Below are 16,360 nucleotides of genomic sequence, written 5' to 3' on the forward strand. Positions count from 1 at the left end.
ACGATGAACTGGTGGCTGCCTTTGCGAGCGCTGAGCGGTTGGCGGCCCGGGGATCTCAGTGGCGATCTGGTCGCCGGCCTCACGTTGGCGGCAATAGCCATCCCCGAACAGATGGCGACGGCGCGGCTTGGTGGCTTTGCGCCCGGGATCGGCTTCTTCGCCTTTGTCGCGGGATCGCTGGCCTTCGCCCTGTTCGGCGCCAATCGTCATCTGTCGTCAGGCGCGGATTCGACCATCACGCCGCTGTTTGCCGGCGGCCTCGCGCTCATCGCCGTTGCCGGCTCGGCGCATTACCTGGCGCTTGCGGCGATGCTGGCGCTGATGGTCGGGCTGCTGGTGGGTTTGAGCGGCATCTTCCGGCTCGGCTGGATCGCCGACCTTCTGTCGGTGCCGGTCACCACCGGCTTTCTGGCCGGCATCGCGGTGCATATCATCGTTTCGCAACTGCCCGGATTGCTCGGCCTGCCGCCCGAAAGCGGAGAAACCCTACGCCGCGTCGGTGAGACCGCCGCCAACCTGCTTCTGACCAACCCGTGGAGCCTGACGCTCGGCCTTGGCGTGTTTGCCATTGTGTTCGCCGCCGAACGCATCAGCGCCCGCATCCCCGGCGCCTTGATCGGCATGGTGCTGGCGACGCTGGCGGTTGTGGCCTTCGGCTTGAAGGCGCGCGGCGTCGAGGTGCTCGGCGCCTTGCCCAACGGCCTGCCGCAGGCCGGCCTGCCGAGGGTCAGCCTCAACGATGCTCAGGCGCTGCTGCCGCTGGCCCTGCTGATCGCCATCGTCGTCATGGTGCAGACGGCGGCCACCAGCCGCTCCTTTGTCGGCGAGGCGCCCGACATCGACCGCGATTTCGTCGGCGTCGGCGCCGGCAGCATCCTGTCCGGCCTGTTCGGCGCCTTTGCCGTCAGTGCCAGCCCGCCGCGCACGGCCATCGCCGCCCAGTCGGGCGGGCGTTCGCAGTTTTCAGGCCTGATTGCCGCGGCAATCGTGCTGGCGCTGGGCGCTTTTGGCGGCGGCCTGCTTGCCGATGTTCCGCAGGCCGCTTTGGCTGGGGTGCTGATGTTCGTTGCCCAGCACATTTTGCGCTGGAACGTTTTCGCCAGTGTCTACCGGCAGGCGCCAGTCGAATTCCTGCTGATCCTGGTCACCATGACGGCGATCGTCGTGCTGCCGATCGAAACCGGCGTCGCAGTCGGCATCGGCCTGTCGCTGCTGCACGGACTGTGGAGCGCGACACGCACGCAGGCGATCGAGCTGGAACAGGTGCCCGGCACCTCAGTGTGGTGGCCGCCGAGCAAACCGTCGGCGGGCGAGCAGCTTCCCGGCGTGCTGGTTGTGGCTTTCCAGGCGCCACTGTCCTTCGTCAATGCCGACAGCTTCAAGCGCGGCGTCTGCGAGCTGATCGATGCGAGGGCCGAAAACATTAAACTGGTCGTGCTGGAGGCCAGCAACATTGCCGAGATCGACTATACCGCCGCGCAGGCGCTGATCGAAACCGTCGACCACTGCCGCAAGGCCGGTGCTGTCTTTGCCATCGCACGGCTGGAATCGCTGCGTGCCCAGGCGGCACTGGCGCGTTTCGGTATTGCCGACCTCGTCGGCCCGCACAGAATCTTCCACAGCGTCGACGCCGCCATCAAGGCGCTATCGCCGGACATGAAGCTTGTAGGACAACAGGACCAGGCGCCATGACCACCGAGCGGGAACCATTGCTGAAGGGCTGGTGCGGGCCGACCTCGGACTGAGGTCAGAAGGCTGCGAACGCTGACGGTGACGGCGAGGCGCTGCCTGACCGGCGCGCGCGATAGTCTCCCGGCGTCTCGCCCATGACGCGCCGGAAACGGCGATTGAAGGTCGACAGGTCGTTAAAGCCGGCCTCGAAGGCAATTACCGAGATGGGCTCATCCGACATGCGCAGCCGCACCGCCGCACGATGCAGCCGGGTTCTGAGCAGGAACTGATAGGGCGTCATGCCGGCGACCTGCCGGAAGGTGCGCAGGAAGTGATAGGGGCTGGTCGCCGTCGAGCCGGCAAGCTCGGAAAGCGAGACCGGCCGGTCGGCATTGAGTTCGATCTGCCGCACTGCCTCGGCAACTCGTTTCTGGTCGCGCCGGCTCGGTGGGCGAGCGGCAGGCGCGGTCTCGCTGGCGACAGCAAGTGCTGCGCCGGCTATGCGCAGGCCGAGCTCCTCGAAGGCATCGGTGTCGGCCGTCTCGCGTGCCGCTTCGGCCTCGGCCAGAAGCGAGGCAAGGGCGGGCAAGGGCGGCAGATGCGGCACTCCAAACGCCAGTTTGCTTGCGCCCGGCACGTCGTTGGCAATCCGGTCGAGATAGGCGGGAGCGAAATGGAAGGACAGGCAGCGGTCGCCGGCGCCATGCTCATGCCCGCATTCATAGCAGGCACCGACATTGCCGAGCAGGACGGCACCTGGCGCCAGCATGGCGGTGCCCTGGCTGGTGCGGTAGCGGAAGCTGCCGCTGGTGACTGCGGCAATGCAGACACTGCGGTGCTCTTCCTCGAACGGGCGATCGCCGGCGCCGGCCGTGCACAGCACGTCGGACACATACCAGTCCGGCCCCGAAGCCAGTTTCTGATCGCTCGTCGTCATGGCTTGAAAGATAGCAATTTTTCCCAAGCGCAACACCCCGCCCCGGCCTATCGCTTGCAGCCTCCTGACACCACGAAGGCAGCAGCATGACCGGTCCATTCACAGAAGCCCTCCACAGCAACGGCCCCAACCCTGACCTGGCTGAAAAGCTGGATCTCTATGGCCGCTTTGTCGGCGCCTGGACATTCGATGCCACGCGCCACCTCGACGACGGCACCAAGCTCACCGGGCGCGGCGAGGTGCATTTCGGCTGGGTCCTGGAAGGCAAGGCGATCCAGGATGTATGGATCCTGCCCGCGCGCGATGCCGGCCCCTCGCCCTCGCTCGGCAAATGGACCTTTTATGGCACAACGCTGCGGGCCTATGATCCCGGCACGGATGCCTGGCACATCTTCTGGAGCGATCCGCGTAACCAATATTACAGCCGTCAGCTTGGTCGCGCCGAAGGCGACACGATTGTGCAGGTCGGCGCCGACGGCACTGGTTCCTCGGTCCGCTGGAGTTTTTCACGCATCACCAAGCACAGCTTCCGCTGGCTGGGCGAGCGTTCGCACGACGACGGGGCGACATGGCGGCTCGAAGTCGAGTTCCTGGCGCGCCGCGTCGCCCAGGGATGACAGCGCAACATATTGTAAGGAAGGTGAAAAACATGCTTGACCATGTCTCGATCGGCGTCCGCGACACCGCCGTGTCAAAGCCTTTCTACGATGCCGCGCTGAAGCCGCTCGGCTATTCCTGCCTCAGCCAGTCGCCGGGCTCGCTGGGCTATGGCGCGCAGGCGGCAGCATTTTGGGTGAACGACGCGGCGCGGCCGGTGCCGCCGGACGAAAAATCCGGCTTACATTTCTGCTTTGCCGCACCGACGAGACAGAGCGTCGACGCCTTTCATGCCGGCGCCCTGCGCGCCGGGGGCAGCAGCAATGGCGCGCCGGGGGTGCGCGCCGACTATGGCGACAACTATTACGCCGCCTTCGTCATCGATCCCGACGGCTATCGTCTGGAGGCCTATTGCAGCGCCGCCGGCTAACCTGCCGGCTTCCAGAAGCCTGACGGTTCCCACCGGCCGGGCTTTGCTCTACCAATAGGGGTGGTGCGGGCTCGGCCCGGCGGGAGGGGTCAGCGATGCCGAGTTTCGACAGCCTGTTCAACGCCTTCGTCACCATTCTGGTGACCATCGACCCGCCCGGTCTCGCGCCGCTCTTCCTGGCGGTGACACGCGGCATGAACCGCGAGGAGCGTCAGCAGGTTTCGGTCCGCGCCTCGATCATCGGCTTCCTGGTGATGGCGCTGTTTGCGGTGGCCGGCGCTTCGATCCTGTCGGTGTTCGGCATCACGCTGCCGGCCTTCCGCGTCGCCGGCGGGTTCCTGCTGTTCTTCATCGCTTTCGAAATGGTGTTCGAGCGCCGCCAGGACCGCAAGGAGAAGATCGGCGACGTCGCCATCACCAAGGACATGATCCATAATATCGCCGCCTTCCCGCTGGCGATCCCGCTGATCGCCGGCCCCGGCGCGATTTCGGCGACCGTGCTTCTGTCCGGCTCGTTCCAGGGTTTTGCCGCTCAGGCGGCGCTGGTCGGCATCATCTTCGTCTGCCTGGCCATCACCTATCTGGTGTTCGTGCTGTCGGAACGCATCGACCGCATCCTCGGCCAGACCGGCCGCTCGATCCTGACCCGCCTGCTCGGCGTCATCCTGGCAGCACTCGCGGTGCAGTTCGTCGCCGATGGCATCAAGGCGCTGATGGCGGGGTGAACGGCGGTGCCTACTGCCTACTTTGCTGCCGTGTCGACGACCTCGAAATCATGCGTAATGACAGCCGTCTTGGCCAGCATGGCACTGGCCGAGCAGTATTTTTCGATCGAGAGGTTGATCGCGCGCTGGACCTTGTCGTGCGATAGCGCGCGGCCCGTGACGGTGAAATGCATGTGGATGCGGGTGAAGACTTTTGGATCGGTTTCGGCCCGGTCGGCGTCGAGCTCGACGGTGCAATCCTCGATCGCCTCGCGGCCTTTTTCCAGGATGTGAACGACATCATAGGCCGAGCAGCCGCCGGTGCCGATCAGCACCAGCTCCATCGGGCTCGGGCCCGGCGTCTTGCCTTCCGGACCGGAGGCGGTTCCCAGCACCAGCTTGTGGCCGCTGCCGGACTCGCCGACGAAAGTCCGCTCTTCGACCCACTTGATCCGTGCTTTCACGGCAATCTTCCTTCTAGAAATGCGTCACTGGCCGAACACCACCGCATGCATGATGCGCCCCGGCAGCAGCGTGAACACGCCGGCGCCGATCAACGCGAAAACATAGAGTGAAATCATGACCCTGCGATGTTTGGCGACGCGATGTCTATGCGCATGCCAGACCGCCAGCGGCACAGTGATCAACACCAGGATCGACAAGATATGGATCGGGCTGAACGGGCCGATGAGGCGGATCTGCTGGATCCAGAAACTGGAGATGGCGATGACCAGCATCAGCGCCGCCCAAGCATAGCCCATCACGCGGTGGCGCGCTGTACCTTTCGGCAGCGCCAGCTGGGCGCCGCCTATGGTCAGCGCGGCAAGGGCCGCGAAGGCGTGCCATGGAATGGGAGGGGGCGCCGATAGAAGCGGTCCGAGCGACATCGCGCCCTCTCCTCAGATATCCTTGGCTGTCTTTGGCTCAGAACGGGATTTCGTCGTCCAGTTCACGCGACGAGCCGCCGCCGCCCCTTGCGCCGCCACCGCTGTTGCCGCCACCACGGTTGAAGCTTTCATTGGGGCTCGACTGGCCGAAATCCGAACCACGGCTCGCGCTGCCGCCACCGGCATAGTTGCCGACCTGGCCGCCGCCCTCGCCGCGTGAATCGAGCATCTGCAGCTCGCCGCGGAATTTCTGCAGCACGACCTCCGTCGTGTATTTGTCGGCGCCGGTCTGGTCCTGCCATTTGCGTGTCTGCAGCTGGCCTTCGACGTAAACCTTCATGCCTTTCTTCAGATATTGCTCGGCGACCTTGGCGATCTGGTCATTGAAAATGACCACATTGTGCCACTCGGTCTTTTCCTTGCGCTCGCCGGAATTCTTGTCGCGCCAGCTTTCCGACGTGGCAATGCGGATGTTGACGACCGGATCACCGGAATTCAGGCGGCGGATTTCAGGGTCCGCGCCGAGGTTTCCGACCAGAATGACCTTGTTGACGCTACCCGCCATGACACTTCTCCGCGCTCATCCGAAACAAATTTTAAGTCGCTCACCTTACAGCCTGCGAGCTGCCTACGCCTGCCAAGGCTGGCTTTTCCCACAAGGTTTTTGTTCTTTTTTTGTTCTATTCTTGTCGGCCCCGGCTGTCAAGAATGTCAGCAAGAGGTAGGGTGTAGGTCTGAAATTGCGACTATGCCGGGATCGAAAGGCGGTGGCGAATGAAAGTCATTGCGCATCTGGACCAAACGCGAGAGCAATGGCGGGCGGGCGTGGAGACCCGCATGCAAGTTTCCGCCGGCAACGGAGCGAGCCAGCTTTGCCTGTTCGAACAATGGGTTCAGCCCGGCGTCGGGGCTCCGACGCACCAGCACCCAGTCGAGGAAGTACTGACCGTCATCGCCGGGGTCGCTGAAATGTGGATCGACGAAGAACGTCTGACGCTGACTGCCGGACAATCGCTTCTCATTCCTGCCCAACGAAAACATGGGTTTAGAAACGTTGGCACCGAAACGCTTCACATCCAGGCCGTGCTGGCGTCGCCGATCTTCGAGGCGACTTTCGAAGGGGCCGCCGAGCCGGTGAGGCGCTGGCTTCCGGCCGCGCCATAAAAGACCGCTTGCCAAATCAATAAGTATCGACTTATGCTTCTACTATGATCGAAGCAGAGATTTTTCGCGCCCTGGCCGACCCGACGCGCCGTGCCGTCTACGAGCGGCTTGCCGCCGGCGAGATGAGCGTGTCGGAACTGCGCGCCGGCATGAGTGTGTCGCAACCGGCGGTGTCACAGCATCTGGCTGTGCTGCGCGGAGCCGGCCTGGTCAGTGAAAGGCGAGCCGGCCGCAACGCATATTATCGCGCCGATCCACAAGGGCTCGAGCCGCTGCTCGGCTGGATCGAACGCTACCGTGCATTCTGGCCGGAACGCATCGAAAGACTGAAGGCCGTTTTGAAGGACATGGACCAATGAGCGATGAAAAGCAGGCGCAGACCGCCAAAGATGCCCTCGCCTTCGAATGCGACCTGCCGGACGCACCGGAAAAGGTGTGGCGGGCCTTGACCGTGCCGGAACTGCTGGCGGCCTGGATGATGCCGAACGACATCAAGCCGGAAACCGGCAGTCGCTTTGCCTTTGCCGGACCGGAGGCGCCAATCGAGTGCGAAGTGCTCGATGCCGAACCGGGGCGACTGCTGCGCTATTCCTGGCGCGAGCGGTCCGACACCGGCGATGCCGACGGGTTGGACAGCATCGTTACCTTCACGCTTGACCGCACAATTTCCGGCGGCACGCATCTGCGCATCGTCCACGACGGGTTTGTCCGGGCCGCAACGCCCGCAGTTGCGATGGCGAGCGCCGGTTGCCGGCTTTCCCTCGGTGCTTACAAGCTCAAACCGCCCATGGCCGCGAATACGCCACGCCTGTTGCTGCGCGCCGCCTGAGCCCAAGAAAACAAACGGAGTCAATGAGATGAGCGGCTTTGCCAATCTGGTGCCGATGGTCATCGAGCAATCGAGCCGCGGCGAACGCGCCTTCGACATTTTCTCGCGGCTGCTGCGCGAGCGCATCATCTTCATCAATGGCGAGATCAATGACGGCATGTCGGCGCTGGTCTGCGCCCAGCTTCTGTCGCTGGAATCGGACAATCCCGACAAGGAGATCTCGCTCTACATCAACTCGCCGGGCGGTGTGGTGACCAGCGGTTTCGCCATCTACGACACCATGCAATATGTCAGCTGCCCGGTGTCGACGGTGTGCATGGGTTTTGCCGCCTCGATGGCGTCGTTCCTGCTGATGGCGGGGACGCCGGGCCGGCGCATCGCGCTGCCCAACGCCAGCATCGTGTTGCATCAGCCCCTGGGTGGCTTCCAGGGCCAGGCCTCCGACATCCAACGCCACGCCGAAGGCATTTTGCGCACCAAGCGGCGCATGACGGAACTCTACGCGCAGCATTGCGGTCGCACCTATGAAGAGGTCGAACGCACGCTCGACCGCGATTTCTTCATGACCGCGAAGGAGGCCAAGGACTGGGGCCTTGTCGACCATGTTTTCGACACCCGCAAGCAGGCGGCGGCCTGATCGACAGATTGAAGGCGGCCGGCGTCGCGTCAATTTCGACGCCGCCGGTCTGGTCTCGCATTGAGCGCGACCCTATAGTCCTGCGATGCGCTACCGCCTGAACAGACTGATGACAGCCATTGCGATCACCGCCCTGACCGCGAACGCGGCTCTTGCCGGGGACAGCACGTCCCAGTCGCCGAAAGGCGCCCTGCCCGGCGTGACCAGCGACTACCGCATCGCCAAGCCGGCGCCGCAGCCTGAGCCCGACGAAGTGCTGCCCGCCGGTGAGAACGGCACATTCAAGATCGGCGACACCGATGTCAGGATTTCCGGCAGCATCACTGTCGATGTCGGCACGGGTGGGATCAAGCCGTCCAACCGGTAGGGGCGGATCAAGGCTCCATTCACATGGGTGCCGCCTCGCATCGATATCGGCACAAAAGAGCAGCCCCGCCGTTGCTTCCGCAAACGGTCGGGGCTTTTTTTGGATTCCAGATCCAATTTGCCGGTAGTGTTATACCGACTTTTGTCTCGGATGCTTCGCGGCATTCAGCCGACGATCCGACTAGCAGTCTCTGATTTTTGTGGGATATGGCAGGTCACGGTTTGTCGGGTGGCGAAAACGCTGAACCCTGGCACTTATGCCCGCCGCGGCTCCAACGAGATGTGGAGCCTCAAAGGACTATCCGGTGGCGTCATGCTCCGCTCCTATGTCCGTTGCGATTGTGTCGTCCGAAGCGCAAATCGCAAAACCTGCGGCGTCTCGCAGGCCACCCATGGGCGGCGAGGCCATCGAAAGACAGCCGGCTTCGTTGACTTCTGGAGACTGCGCCCCTGAGCCAGTGACGTCAACCCTCGATAGCCGGTTACCGAAAAATGTGATCGCCGGGAGCTTACGTCAGGGTTAGTTTTTGAAACACGCTTGTCAGGTTTCTGCACAACTTTGTCAGGAGCGTGTTCGGCCTTTGTTCTTTCCGCTTGCCCGTGCGGGAGAAAGACGGTTAAACGACTTTGGTCGAGAAGTGCGACGTCTCTCGACGTGGCGGCAAAAAAACCTACATAGGGGATGGCCGGGAAAACCCCCGCCGATCCCACTGATACCAGACTTGAGGCGGCGACCGGCGATGGCCGACCATAAATACCTTTCCATTCGCGGTGCACGCGAACACAATCTGAAGAATGTCGATCTCGACCTGCCGCGTGACAGCCTGATCGTCATGACCGGCCTGTCGGGCTCCGGCAAATCGTCGCTCGCCTTCGACACCATCTATGCCGAGGGCCAGCGCCGCTATGTCGAGAGCCTGTCGGCCTATGCGCGCCAGTTCCTCGAAATGATGCAGAAGCCGGATGTCGACCAGATCGACGGCCTGTCGCCGGCCATCTCCATCGAGCAGAAGACCACGTCCAAGAACCCGCGCTCGACGGTCGGCACTGTTACCGAGATCTACGACTATATGCGCTTGCTGTTCGCGCGCGTCGGCATTCCCTATTCGCCGGCCACCGGCCTGCCGATCGAAAGCCAGACGGTCAGCCAGATGGTAGACCGGGTGCTGGCGGTCGAGGAAGGCACGCGCCTGTTCCTGCTGGCGCCGATCGTGCGCGGTCGCAAGGGCGAGTACCGCAAGGAACTCTTGGAGCTGCAGAAGAAGGGCTTTCAGCGCGTCAAGGTCGACGGCGTCTTCTATGAGATCGCTGACGTGCCGGCGCTGGACAAGAAGTACAAGCACGACATCGACGTCGTCGTCGACCGCATCGTCGTGCGCGGCGATCTGGCGACGCGACTTGCCGACTCCATCGAAACGGCGCTGAAGCTCGCCGAAGGGCTGGCGGTGGCAGAATTCGCCGACAAGCCGCTCGACGCCAGCCAGACCGGCGAGGACTCCGTCAACAAGTCGAAGAACGAGACGCATGAGCGCATCCTGTTCTCGGAAAAATTTGCCTGCCCCGTCTCAGGCTTCACCATTCCGGAGATCGAGCCCAGGCTGTTCTCGTTCAACAACCCGTTCGGCGCCTGCCCGACCTGCGACGGTCTCGGCAGCCAGCGCGCCATCGACGCCAGCCTGATCGTGCCGGACGAGAACATCTCGCTGCGCGACGGCGCCGTCAGCCCGTGGGCGAAATCGACCTCGCCCTATTACGCGCAGACGCTGGAAGCGCTGGGCAAGGCCTACGGCTTCAAGCTCGGCGACAAGTTCAAGGACCTGACCGAAGAGGCAAAGGAAGCCGTCCTGCGCGGCACCGGCGAGCGCGAGGTCACCTTCCAGTATGATGACGGCCTGCGCTCCTACAAGACGACCAAGACGTTTGAAGGCGTCATCCCCAATCTGGAACGGCGCTGGAAGGAAACCGAATCCGCCTGGATGCGCGAGGAGATCGAGCGCTTCATGTCGGCAACGCCCTGCCCTGCCTGCAAAGGCTACAGGCTGAAGCCGGAAGCGCTGGCGGTGAAGATCGCCGGCAAACACATTGGTGAGGTCACCGAACAGTCGATCCGCAACGCCGATAAATGGTTCACCGACCTGCCGGCGCAGCTCAACGACAAGCAGAACGAGATCGCCGTCAGGGTGCTCAAGGAGATCCGCGACCGGCTGCGCTTCCTCAACGATGTCGGCCTCGACTATCTGACGCTGTCGCGGAATTCCGGCACGCTGTCGGGCGGCGAGAGCCAGCGCATTCGTCTGGCGTCGCAGATCGGTTCGGGCCTCACCGGCGTGCTCTATGTGCTGGATGAGCCGTCGATCGGCCTGCACCAGCGCGACAATGCCCGCCTGCTCGACACGCTGAAGCATTTGCGCGACATCGGCAACACCGTGATCGTCGTCGAGCATGACGAAGACGCCATCCTGCATGCGGACTATGTCGTCGACATGGGACCCGCCGCCGGCATCCACGGCGGCGAGATCATCGCCCAGGGTACGCCGCAGCAAGTGATGGCCAACCCCAACTCGGTCACCGGCAAATATCTGTCGGGCGCGCTCGAAGTGGCCACGCCAGGTGTCAGGCGCGAAGCCAAGAAGAACCGCCGGATCAAGATCGTCGGCGCGCGCGGCAACAATCTGAAGAACGTCACCGCCGAAATCCCGCTCGGCACCTTCACCGCCGTCACCGGCGTATCGGGCGGCGGCAAGTCGACCTTCCTGATCGAGACTTTGTTCAAGGCGGCGTCGCGGCGCATCATGGGCTCGCGCGAGCATCCGGCCGATCATGACCGCATCGAGGGGCTGGAATTCCTCGACAAGGTCATCGACATCGACCAGTCGCCGATCGGCCGCACCCCGCGCTCCAACCCGGCCACCTATACCGGTGCCTTCACGCCGATCCGCGACTGGTTCGCCGGACTGCCAGAAGCAAAGGCGCGCGGCTACCAGCCGGGCCGGTTCTCGTTCAACGTCAAGGGCGGCCGCTGCGAGGCCTGCCAGGGCGACGGCGTCATCAAGATCGAGATGCACTTTCTGCCGGACGTCTACGTCACCTGCGATGTCTGCCACGGCAAGCGCTACAACCGCGAGACGCTCGATGTCGTGTTCAAGGGCAAGTCGATCGCCGACGTGCTCGACATGACAGTCGAGGAAGGCGTCGATTTCTTCGCCGCCGTGCCCGGCGTGCGCGACAAGCTCGACACGCTGAAGCAGGTTGGCCTCGGTTACATCCATATCGGCCAGCAGGCGACGACGCTGTCAGGCGGCGAGGCGCAGCGCATCAAGCTCGCCAAGGAATTGTCGCGGAAAGCGACCGGCAAGACGCTCTATATCCTGGACGAGCCGACCACCGGCCTGCATTTCCACGACGTCGCCAAGCTTCTGGAAGTGCTGCACGAACTGGTCGACCAGGGCAACACGGTGGTAGTCATCGAGCACAATCTCGAGGTGATCAAGACCGCCGACTGGGTGCTCGATCTCGGCCCCGAAGGCGGCGATGGTGGCGGTGAACTGGTCGCCCAAGGCACGCCGGAAGCCATTGTGCGCGAAAAGCGCAGCTATACCGGCCAGTTCCTCAAGGAGCTGCTGGAGCGGCGCCCCGGGGGCAAACGCGAAGCGGCGGAATAGTAGGCAGATCGGTCGAGCGCCTGGAGAGTTTTAATGACATTCCGACAGGCGCTTGCCGGTGATCTCCAGACCGTCGCCTCGCTGACGCAGGCCGCCTATGCGCCCTACACCGCCTTGTTTGGCGCGCCGCCAATGCCGGTCACCGAGGACTATGCACCGCGCATCGAACGCGGCGAGGTCTGGCTGCTGGGGAGTGGCTCTGAACTGGCCGGGCTGATCGTCATCGAGCGGCATCCCGATCATGCGATGATCTTCAGCGTCGCGGTCACGCCGGCGTTCCAGGGTAAAAAGCTCGGCATCGCGCTGCTCGATTTTGCCGAGGAGCAGGCGCAATTGTGGGGCGTGCCAGAGGTGCGGCTCTACACCAATTCGCGCATGGAGCGGAACATCGCGCTCTACACCGCCTACGGTTTCCACGAAACGGGTCGCCGGCCCAATCCCCACCGGCCGGGATGGACGGTGGTCGACATGGCCAAGCCGGTCAGCGAGAGCACGGCGGCCTGATTTTTCTGAATTCGGGAGGATGACATGAGCAAATCCGGAACAATCCGCTCAGGCATGGGTGGCTGGACTTTCGAACCCTGGGATAAGTCCTTCTATCCGGACAAGCTGTCGAAGGCCAAGCAGCTGCACTATGCCAGCCGCCAGGTGCCGACCATCGAGGTCAACGGCACCTATTATTCCAGCTTCAAGGAGCCGACTTTCGTCAAATGGGCGAGCGAAGCGCCGGACGGTTTCGTCTATTCGCTGAAAGGCAACCGCTTCGTCACCAACCGCCGCGTGCTTGGCGAGGCCGGCGAATCCATAACGCGCTTCCTCGGCTCCGGTGTCGCGGCGCTCGGCGAGAAGCTCGGGCCGATCCTGTGGCAGTTCGCGCCGACGAAGAAATTCGATGCCGACGATTTCGAGGCATTCCTGAAACTGCTGCCGGAAAAGCAGGACGGGGTGGCGCTGCGCCATGCTCTGGAAGTACGCAACGACAGTTTCATCGTGCCGGAATTCGCCGCACTCGCTCGCAAATACAAGGCGGCGATCGTCTATGCCGACCATGCCAAATACCCTGACATTGCCGATATCACCGGCGATTTCATTTACGCGCGGCTGCAGACCGGCTCGGACGACAATCCCGATTGCTACACGCCGAAGGGTCTGGACGAGTGGGCGGAGCGGGTGAAGACCTGGGCGGAAGGCAAGCAGCCAGCCGATCTGCGGCGCGTCGACCCCGATACCGACGCCCCGGTGAAGCCGCGCGACGTGTTCGCCTACTTCATCACCGAGGGCAAGGTGCGCGCGCCGTTCGGCGCCATGGCTCTGATGAAGCGGGTGAGCTAGCTGGGCCGCGAACTTCCACACGGCGCGCTTTGGTTTTGTTGCGGAACCTGCCGGGCATCTTGATCGTTTTATCTTTGCAGGCGCTGAGGTCGCCGCGAGTCGCCAACCATCCCGCAAGGTGCGGACGTGAAGGAGGCGAGAAATGTTTGTTGTCCTCTTTGGTGCGTTGCTCACGGTGGCTGGCGTTGTGTATATGGCGGGCGCGGTCCTCAGGCGCGGGCGGCTCAGCGGTCCGGCACCCTCTCCGGTTGTGCCAATTCACCCGGAGGGAAGTTTCGTAGAGCCAAGTCCGACGCTGGAGCCACGTCCGACGCTGGAGCCACGGCGGCGCGGGCTTGGCTTTCTCGGCCTGTCGCAGAACTGGCCAGGCCTCCTGATGATGGGTGTCGGCCTCATCCTGCTGCTATCGGTGGTCCTCTAAACGCAGCGAAATCACGGCATCTTCGGCGCCATCGTAACCTTATCGATACCTCCTTCCTGCATTAATCCGGTGCGGCTCTTTCTAGAGACAGGCCGCCGCGGGCAAGGACGAGGGCATGTCGCTCGACTACAATTCCCTTCTGCTGGCCGTCGGGTTTTCCGCCGCTTGCCTCGGCATGACATTGTTCGGCATCTGGCTTACCGCGCGCTCGGAAAAATTCCTGCTGACATGGGCGGTCAGCGTGCTTCTGATCGTCTGCGACGTCTTCGCCTACCAGGCCTATATCGACACGCCCGGACGCCTGCTCGGCCTCGCCACCTTCACCTTCCTGCTGTTCGGCTTCGCGACCATGCTGGGCGCCGCCCACCAATTCACGACCGGCGCCTCGCCGTTGCCGCGCATCGCCATAGGCGCCGGCGTCTCGTTGGCGATCGCCTTGCCGCCAATGGCGCTTGGCTATGACGGGCTGGGCTTCATGCTGGAAAATGCCTTCGCCGCGCTGCTCCTGTTTGCAACAGCCTATGAATACTGGAAGGGACGCACCGAATTCCCGGCTCCGATCATCGGCATTGCCGGGCTCTACACGGCCACCGCCATATCCTTCGTGCTGTGCTCCGGAGTGCTGGTCTGGGATGGCAGGCTGGTGCTTGGCCATGCGCCAAGCAATTGGGCCGAGGATCTCAGCCTCATCGTCGTCATCGCCTGCATGACCGGCATCGGCGCCTTGTCGCTGGCGCTCAACCAGGGGCGCCTGGCACAGCATCACAGGCGCGAAGCGCTAACCGATCCGCTTACCGGCCTGCTCAACCGACGCGCTTTGTTCGACCTGCATGGCAAAACGCCGGTCGAGGCCTTCACCGCCGTGATCGTGTTCGATCTCGATGGCTTCAAAGCCATCAACGACGAATTCGGCCATGCCACCGGAGACGAAGTGCTGAAACTGTTCGCCAAGGATTTGACCGCCAATCTCCAGCCGGGCGACGTCGCCGCGCGCATGGGCGGAGAGGAATTTGCGCTGGTCCTCGATCGCATCTTGCCTGAGAAGGTGGAATTCATAGCCGAGCGCATCCGGGCCAGTTTTGCCTCGCGCCGGATCGATACCGAGACCCGCCTGCTGGCCTGCACGGTCAGCGCCGGCTACGCCTTCGGCAGCGAAGGCGGCACCAAGTTCGACAAGGTGCTCAGCGCCGCCGACAAGGCGCTCTACGGCGCCAAGCGCGGCGGCCGCAACCGGGTGCTCGCATTCCGGCGCGCCGGGTAGGCTGTGCCGATATTCAGCCGGCCTGACCTGAATCTCAACACATCCTCGGCCTGGGGCGGTCAGGCGGCCAGGACGATCTCGTTGTAGGTGTCGAGATCGACGTAGAAAACCTTGGTGATTTCGCCGATCAGCTCATCCTGCTGGTAGCCCTGCGAGCGCAGTATGTTGATGGCTGTGATGATGTCGACGCGCTCTGTCAGCCGTCGTTTCTGGTGGTCCTCGACGAACCGTTCCATAGCCTATTCTCCTGGCAAGATTATCTGGACGCATTGACCGACAATCAGAACTGCGAGGGAAAGCTAGGGTGGCTTGCTTGCGTGGAACTTGCAGGCTGAGCCAGCGCATTCTCTCTATCTGCTACATACGGAAGCGGCCGACTCACCGAGGCCTGACAAAGACTAGCATGCAGTATTGCGGGTGCCAGTGTTGAGTATGGCGCCGCCGATGAAGTTGGCCGTGCCGGCGCTATCTTCCGCGACTTCGTCATCCTTGGGCGTAGCTCCGCGAAACGGAGCGAAGACCCAGGGATCCATGCCGTGACTTAGAAGCGTCGCTGACGGTTCAGAACATGGAATGGATAGTGCGCCGCAGGAGCGATTTTATTCTCTGCCGCTGCACTCCTCGGCAGATGTCACGGCATGGATTCTAGGGTCTGCGCGCGTCGCTTCGCTCCTTGCTTCGCCCTAGAATGACGAAGTGCTAATGGCCTGCACCTACACCGTCAAAAACTTCCTGACGTCAGCCCGATCCAGATCTTCCGCCGGGCCGGTATGGACGATCTGGCCGCGGTCCATGATGTTGACCTCGTCGGCGAGCTCGCGGCAGAAATCGAGATATTGCTCGACCAGAAGCACTGCGATGCCGGCCTGGTCGCGCAAATAGCGGATGGCGCGGCCGATGTCCTTGATGATCGAAGGCTGGATGCCTTCGGTCGGCTCGTCGAGCACGAGCAGTTTCGGGCGCATCACCAGCGCCCGGCCGATGGCGAGCTGCTGCTGCTGGCCGCCGGAGAGATCGCCGCCGCGGCGGCCGAGCATCTGCTTCAGAACGGGAAACAACTCGAAGACATGCGCCGGAACGTTGCGGTCGGCGCGCTTCAACGGCGCAAAACCGGACTCCAGGTTCTCGCGTACCGTCAGCAGGGGAAAGATCTCCCTGCCCTGCGGCACGAATGCGATGCCCGACCGGGCGCGATCATACGCCGCGCTCCGGTCGAGCGCCTTCCCCTCGAAGGCAACACTTCCGCTCGTCAGCCGGTGGTGGCCGACGATCGATCTCATCAAACTGGTCTTGCCGACGCCGTTGCGGCCGAGCACGCAGGTGATCTTGCCCGCACCCGCCGTCAGCGACACGCCGCGCAGCGCCTGGGCGGCGCCGTAGTGGAGCGTGGCATTGGAAACTTCGAGCATGTCAGCGCCTTTTCCAGAAGCGGAGCAAAGACAGATCGAAGCGATGGAACTGC

Annotated in this window: 20 protein-coding genes; 14 read left to right on the forward strand and 6 right to left on the reverse strand. The window is 63.2% G+C overall.

Annotated elements, in window-relative coordinates; genetic code table 11:
* Positions 1-3: 3 nt before the first annotated feature.
* On the forward strand, positions 4-1,692 hold the full coding sequence (locus tag FJV77_RS05340; RefSeq protein ID WP_142865810.1) for a SulP family inorganic anion transporter: 1,689 nt from the start codon (positions 4-6) through the stop codon (positions 1,690-1,692).
* Between the two features lie 55 nt (positions 1,693-1,747).
* On the opposite strand, the gene FJV77_RS05345 is transcribed toward FJV77_RS05340, so the two are convergent.
* Positions 1,748-2,608, reverse strand: coding sequence for an AraC family transcriptional regulator (locus FJV77_RS05345; protein ID WP_142865811.1), 861 nt, complete (start codon positions 2,606-2,608; stop codon positions 1,748-1,750).
* Between the two features lie 86 nt (positions 2,609-2,694).
* Here FJV77_RS05345 and FJV77_RS05350 point away from each other — a divergent pair, with 86 nt between their 5' ends.
* From FJV77_RS05350 to FJV77_RS05360, 3 genes are all read left to right on the forward strand, one after another.
* The gene (locus FJV77_RS05350; protein ID WP_142865812.1) at positions 2,695-3,225 is read left to right on the forward strand and encodes a hypothetical protein; all 531 of its coding nucleotides are present in this window, start codon (positions 2,695-2,697) and stop codon (positions 3,223-3,225) included.
* Positions 3,226-3,257: 32 nt separating this feature from the next.
* Complete coding sequence (locus FJV77_RS05355) at positions 3,258-3,635, forward strand: VOC family protein (protein WP_142865813.1); 378 nt, start codon at positions 3,258-3,260, stop codon at positions 3,633-3,635.
* A gap of 95 nt (positions 3,636-3,730) precedes the next feature.
* A complete protein-coding gene (locus FJV77_RS05360) occupies positions 3,731-4,360 on the forward strand; it encodes a MarC family protein (RefSeq protein WP_023670949.1) in 630 nt (209 codons plus the stop codon).
* Between the two features lie 17 nt (positions 4,361-4,377).
* On the opposite strand, the gene FJV77_RS05365 is transcribed toward FJV77_RS05360, so the two are convergent.
* The 3 genes from FJV77_RS05365 to ssb are packed head-to-tail and all read right to left on the reverse strand — an operon-like array spanning position 4,378 to position 5,791.
* A complete protein-coding gene (locus tag FJV77_RS05365; protein ID WP_142865814.1) occupies positions 4,378-4,803 on the reverse strand; it encodes an OsmC family protein in 426 nt (141 codons plus the stop codon).
* A 24-nt stretch (positions 4,804-4,827) separates the two neighbouring features.
* Positions 4,828-5,226, reverse strand: a complete 399-nt coding sequence (locus FJV77_RS05370; protein ID WP_142865815.1) for a DUF2306 domain-containing protein — start codon at positions 5,224-5,226, stop codon at positions 4,828-4,830.
* A gap of 37 nt (positions 5,227-5,263) precedes the next feature.
* Complete coding sequence (gene ssb, locus FJV77_RS05375; protein ID WP_142865816.1) at positions 5,264-5,791, reverse strand: single-stranded DNA-binding protein; 528 nt, start codon at positions 5,789-5,791, stop codon at positions 5,264-5,266.
* A 209-nt stretch (positions 5,792-6,000) separates the two neighbouring features.
* On the opposite strand from ssb, the gene FJV77_RS05380 reads away from it, so the two are divergent.
* From FJV77_RS05380 to FJV77_RS05425, 10 genes are all read left to right on the forward strand, one after another.
* Positions 6,001-6,390 carry a cupin domain-containing protein gene (locus FJV77_RS05380; protein ID WP_142865817.1) on the forward strand — a complete coding sequence of 130 codons (390 nt, stop codon included), beginning with the start codon at positions 6,001-6,003 and terminating at the stop codon, positions 6,388-6,390.
* 44 nt (positions 6,391-6,434) lie between these two features.
* Positions 6,435-6,749 carry a metalloregulator ArsR/SmtB family transcription factor gene (locus tag FJV77_RS05385; RefSeq protein WP_142865818.1) on the forward strand — a complete coding sequence of 105 codons (315 nt, stop codon included), beginning with the start codon at positions 6,435-6,437 and terminating at the stop codon, positions 6,747-6,749.
* Positions 6,746-7,219, forward strand: a complete 474-nt coding sequence (locus FJV77_RS05390; protein WP_142865819.1) for an SRPBCC domain-containing protein — start codon at positions 6,746-6,748, stop codon at positions 7,217-7,219. Before FJV77_RS05385 ends, FJV77_RS05390 begins: the two co-directional genes overlap by 4 nt.
* Positions 7,220-7,247: 28 nt before the next feature.
* Entirely contained in the window at positions 7,248-7,856 is a 609-nt protein-coding gene (locus FJV77_RS05395; protein WP_142865820.1) for an ATP-dependent Clp protease proteolytic subunit, read from the forward strand.
* Positions 7,857-7,965: 109 nt separating this feature from the next.
* On the forward strand, positions 7,966-8,223 hold the full coding sequence (locus FJV77_RS05400) for a hypothetical protein (protein ID WP_246691141.1): 258 nt from the start codon (positions 7,966-7,968) through the stop codon (positions 8,221-8,223).
* A gap of 739 nt (positions 8,224-8,962) precedes the next feature.
* Positions 8,963-11,884 carry an excinuclease ABC subunit UvrA gene (gene uvrA, locus FJV77_RS05405; RefSeq protein ID WP_142865822.1) on the forward strand — a complete coding sequence of 974 codons (2,922 nt, stop codon included), beginning with the start codon at positions 8,963-8,965 and terminating at the stop codon, positions 11,882-11,884.
* Positions 11,885-11,917: 33 nt separating this feature from the next.
* Positions 11,918-12,388 (forward strand): GNAT family N-acetyltransferase, encoded by a 471-nt coding sequence (locus tag FJV77_RS05410; RefSeq protein ID WP_142865823.1) that lies wholly within the window; start codon positions 11,918-11,920, stop codon positions 12,386-12,388.
* Positions 12,389-12,412: 24 nt separating this feature from the next.
* Positions 12,413-13,216: a DUF72 domain-containing protein gene (locus FJV77_RS05415; protein WP_142865824.1), complete on the forward strand. Its 804-nt coding sequence runs from the start codon at positions 12,413-12,415 to the stop codon at positions 13,214-13,216.
* Positions 13,217-13,358: 142 nt separating this feature from the next.
* Positions 13,359-13,637: a hypothetical protein gene (locus FJV77_RS05420; RefSeq protein WP_142865825.1), complete on the forward strand. Its 279-nt coding sequence runs from the start codon at positions 13,359-13,361 to the stop codon at positions 13,635-13,637.
* A gap of 115 nt (positions 13,638-13,752) precedes the next feature.
* Positions 13,753-14,898, forward strand: a complete 1,146-nt coding sequence (locus tag FJV77_RS05425) for a GGDEF domain-containing protein (RefSeq protein WP_142865826.1) — start codon at positions 13,753-13,755, stop codon at positions 14,896-14,898.
* 59 nt (positions 14,899-14,957) lie between these two features.
* Here the strand turns inward: FJV77_RS05425 and FJV77_RS05430 are convergent, their stop codons facing one another.
* Positions 14,958-15,134: a hypothetical protein gene (locus tag FJV77_RS05430; protein WP_112561526.1), complete on the reverse strand. Its 177-nt coding sequence runs from the start codon at positions 15,132-15,134 to the stop codon at positions 14,958-14,960.
* Between the two features lie 477 nt (positions 15,135-15,611).
* Positions 15,612-16,307: an urea ABC transporter ATP-binding subunit UrtE gene (urtE, locus tag FJV77_RS05435; protein WP_023688639.1), complete on the reverse strand. Its 696-nt coding sequence runs from the start codon at positions 16,305-16,307 to the stop codon at positions 15,612-15,614.
* Positions 16,308-16,360: the final 53 nt, after the last annotated feature.

The organism is Mesorhizobium sp. WSM4306 (assembly GCF_007003975.1).
In the GTDB taxonomy this organism is placed as follows: domain Bacteria; phylum Pseudomonadota; class Alphaproteobacteria; order Rhizobiales; family Rhizobiaceae; genus Mesorhizobium.

What these genes read in the sequence shown, in the direction of transcription:
- FJV77_RS05345 (WP_142865811.1), bottom strand. Translation starts at nt 2,608, where the DNA reads ATGACGACGAGCGATCAGAAACTGGCTTCGGGGCCGGACTGGTATGTG.
- FJV77_RS05370 (WP_142865815.1), bottom strand. Translation starts at nt 5,226, where the DNA reads ATGTCGCTCGGACCGCTTCTATCGGCGCCCCCTCCCATTCCATGGCAC.
- FJV77_RS05400 (WP_246691141.1), top strand. Translation starts at nt 7,966, where the DNA reads ATGACAGCCATTGCGATCACCGCCCTGACCGCGAACGCGGCTCTTGCC.
- FJV77_RS05420 (WP_142865825.1), top strand. Translation starts at nt 13,359, where the DNA reads ATGTTTGTTGTCCTCTTTGGTGCGTTGCTCACGGTGGCTGGCGTTGTG.
- FJV77_RS05410 (WP_142865823.1), top strand. Translation starts at nt 11,918, where the DNA reads ATGACATTCCGACAGGCGCTTGCCGGTGATCTCCAGACCGTCGCCTCG.
- FJV77_RS05360 (WP_023670949.1), top strand. Translation starts at nt 3,731, where the DNA reads ATGCCGAGTTTCGACAGCCTGTTCAACGCCTTCGTCACCATTCTGGTG.
- FJV77_RS05340 (WP_142865810.1), top strand. Translation starts at nt 4, where the DNA reads ATGAACTGGTGGCTGCCTTTGCGAGCGCTGAGCGGTTGGCGGCCCGGG.
- FJV77_RS05355 (WP_142865813.1), top strand. Translation starts at nt 3,258, where the DNA reads ATGCTTGACCATGTCTCGATCGGCGTCCGCGACACCGCCGTGTCAAAG.
- FJV77_RS05380 (WP_142865817.1), top strand. Translation starts at nt 6,001, where the DNA reads ATGAAAGTCATTGCGCATCTGGACCAAACGCGAGAGCAATGGCGGGCG.
- urtE (WP_023688639.1), bottom strand. Translation starts at nt 16,307, where the DNA reads ATGCTCGAAGTTTCCAATGCCACGCTCCACTACGGCGCCGCCCAGGCG.
- FJV77_RS05395 (WP_142865820.1), top strand. Translation starts at nt 7,248, where the DNA reads ATGAGCGGCTTTGCCAATCTGGTGCCGATGGTCATCGAGCAATCGAGC.
- FJV77_RS05385 (WP_142865818.1), top strand. Translation starts at nt 6,435, where the DNA reads ATGATCGAAGCAGAGATTTTTCGCGCCCTGGCCGACCCGACGCGCCGT.
- FJV77_RS05390 (WP_142865819.1), top strand. Translation starts at nt 6,746, where the DNA reads ATGAGCGATGAAAAGCAGGCGCAGACCGCCAAAGATGCCCTCGCCTTC.
- FJV77_RS05415 (WP_142865824.1), top strand. Translation starts at nt 12,413, where the DNA reads ATGAGCAAATCCGGAACAATCCGCTCAGGCATGGGTGGCTGGACTTTC.
- uvrA (WP_142865822.1), top strand. Translation starts at nt 8,963, where the DNA reads ATGGCCGACCATAAATACCTTTCCATTCGCGGTGCACGCGAACACAAT.
- FJV77_RS05350 (WP_142865812.1), top strand. Translation starts at nt 2,695, where the DNA reads ATGACCGGTCCATTCACAGAAGCCCTCCACAGCAACGGCCCCAACCCT.
- ssb (WP_142865816.1), bottom strand. Translation starts at nt 5,791, where the DNA reads ATGGCGGGTAGCGTCAACAAGGTCATTCTGGTCGGAAACCTCGGCGCG.
- FJV77_RS05430 (WP_112561526.1), bottom strand. Translation starts at nt 15,134, where the DNA reads ATGGAACGGTTCGTCGAGGACCACCAGAAACGACGGCTGACAGAGCGC.
- FJV77_RS05425 (WP_142865826.1), top strand. Translation starts at nt 13,753, where the DNA reads ATGTCGCTCGACTACAATTCCCTTCTGCTGGCCGTCGGGTTTTCCGCC.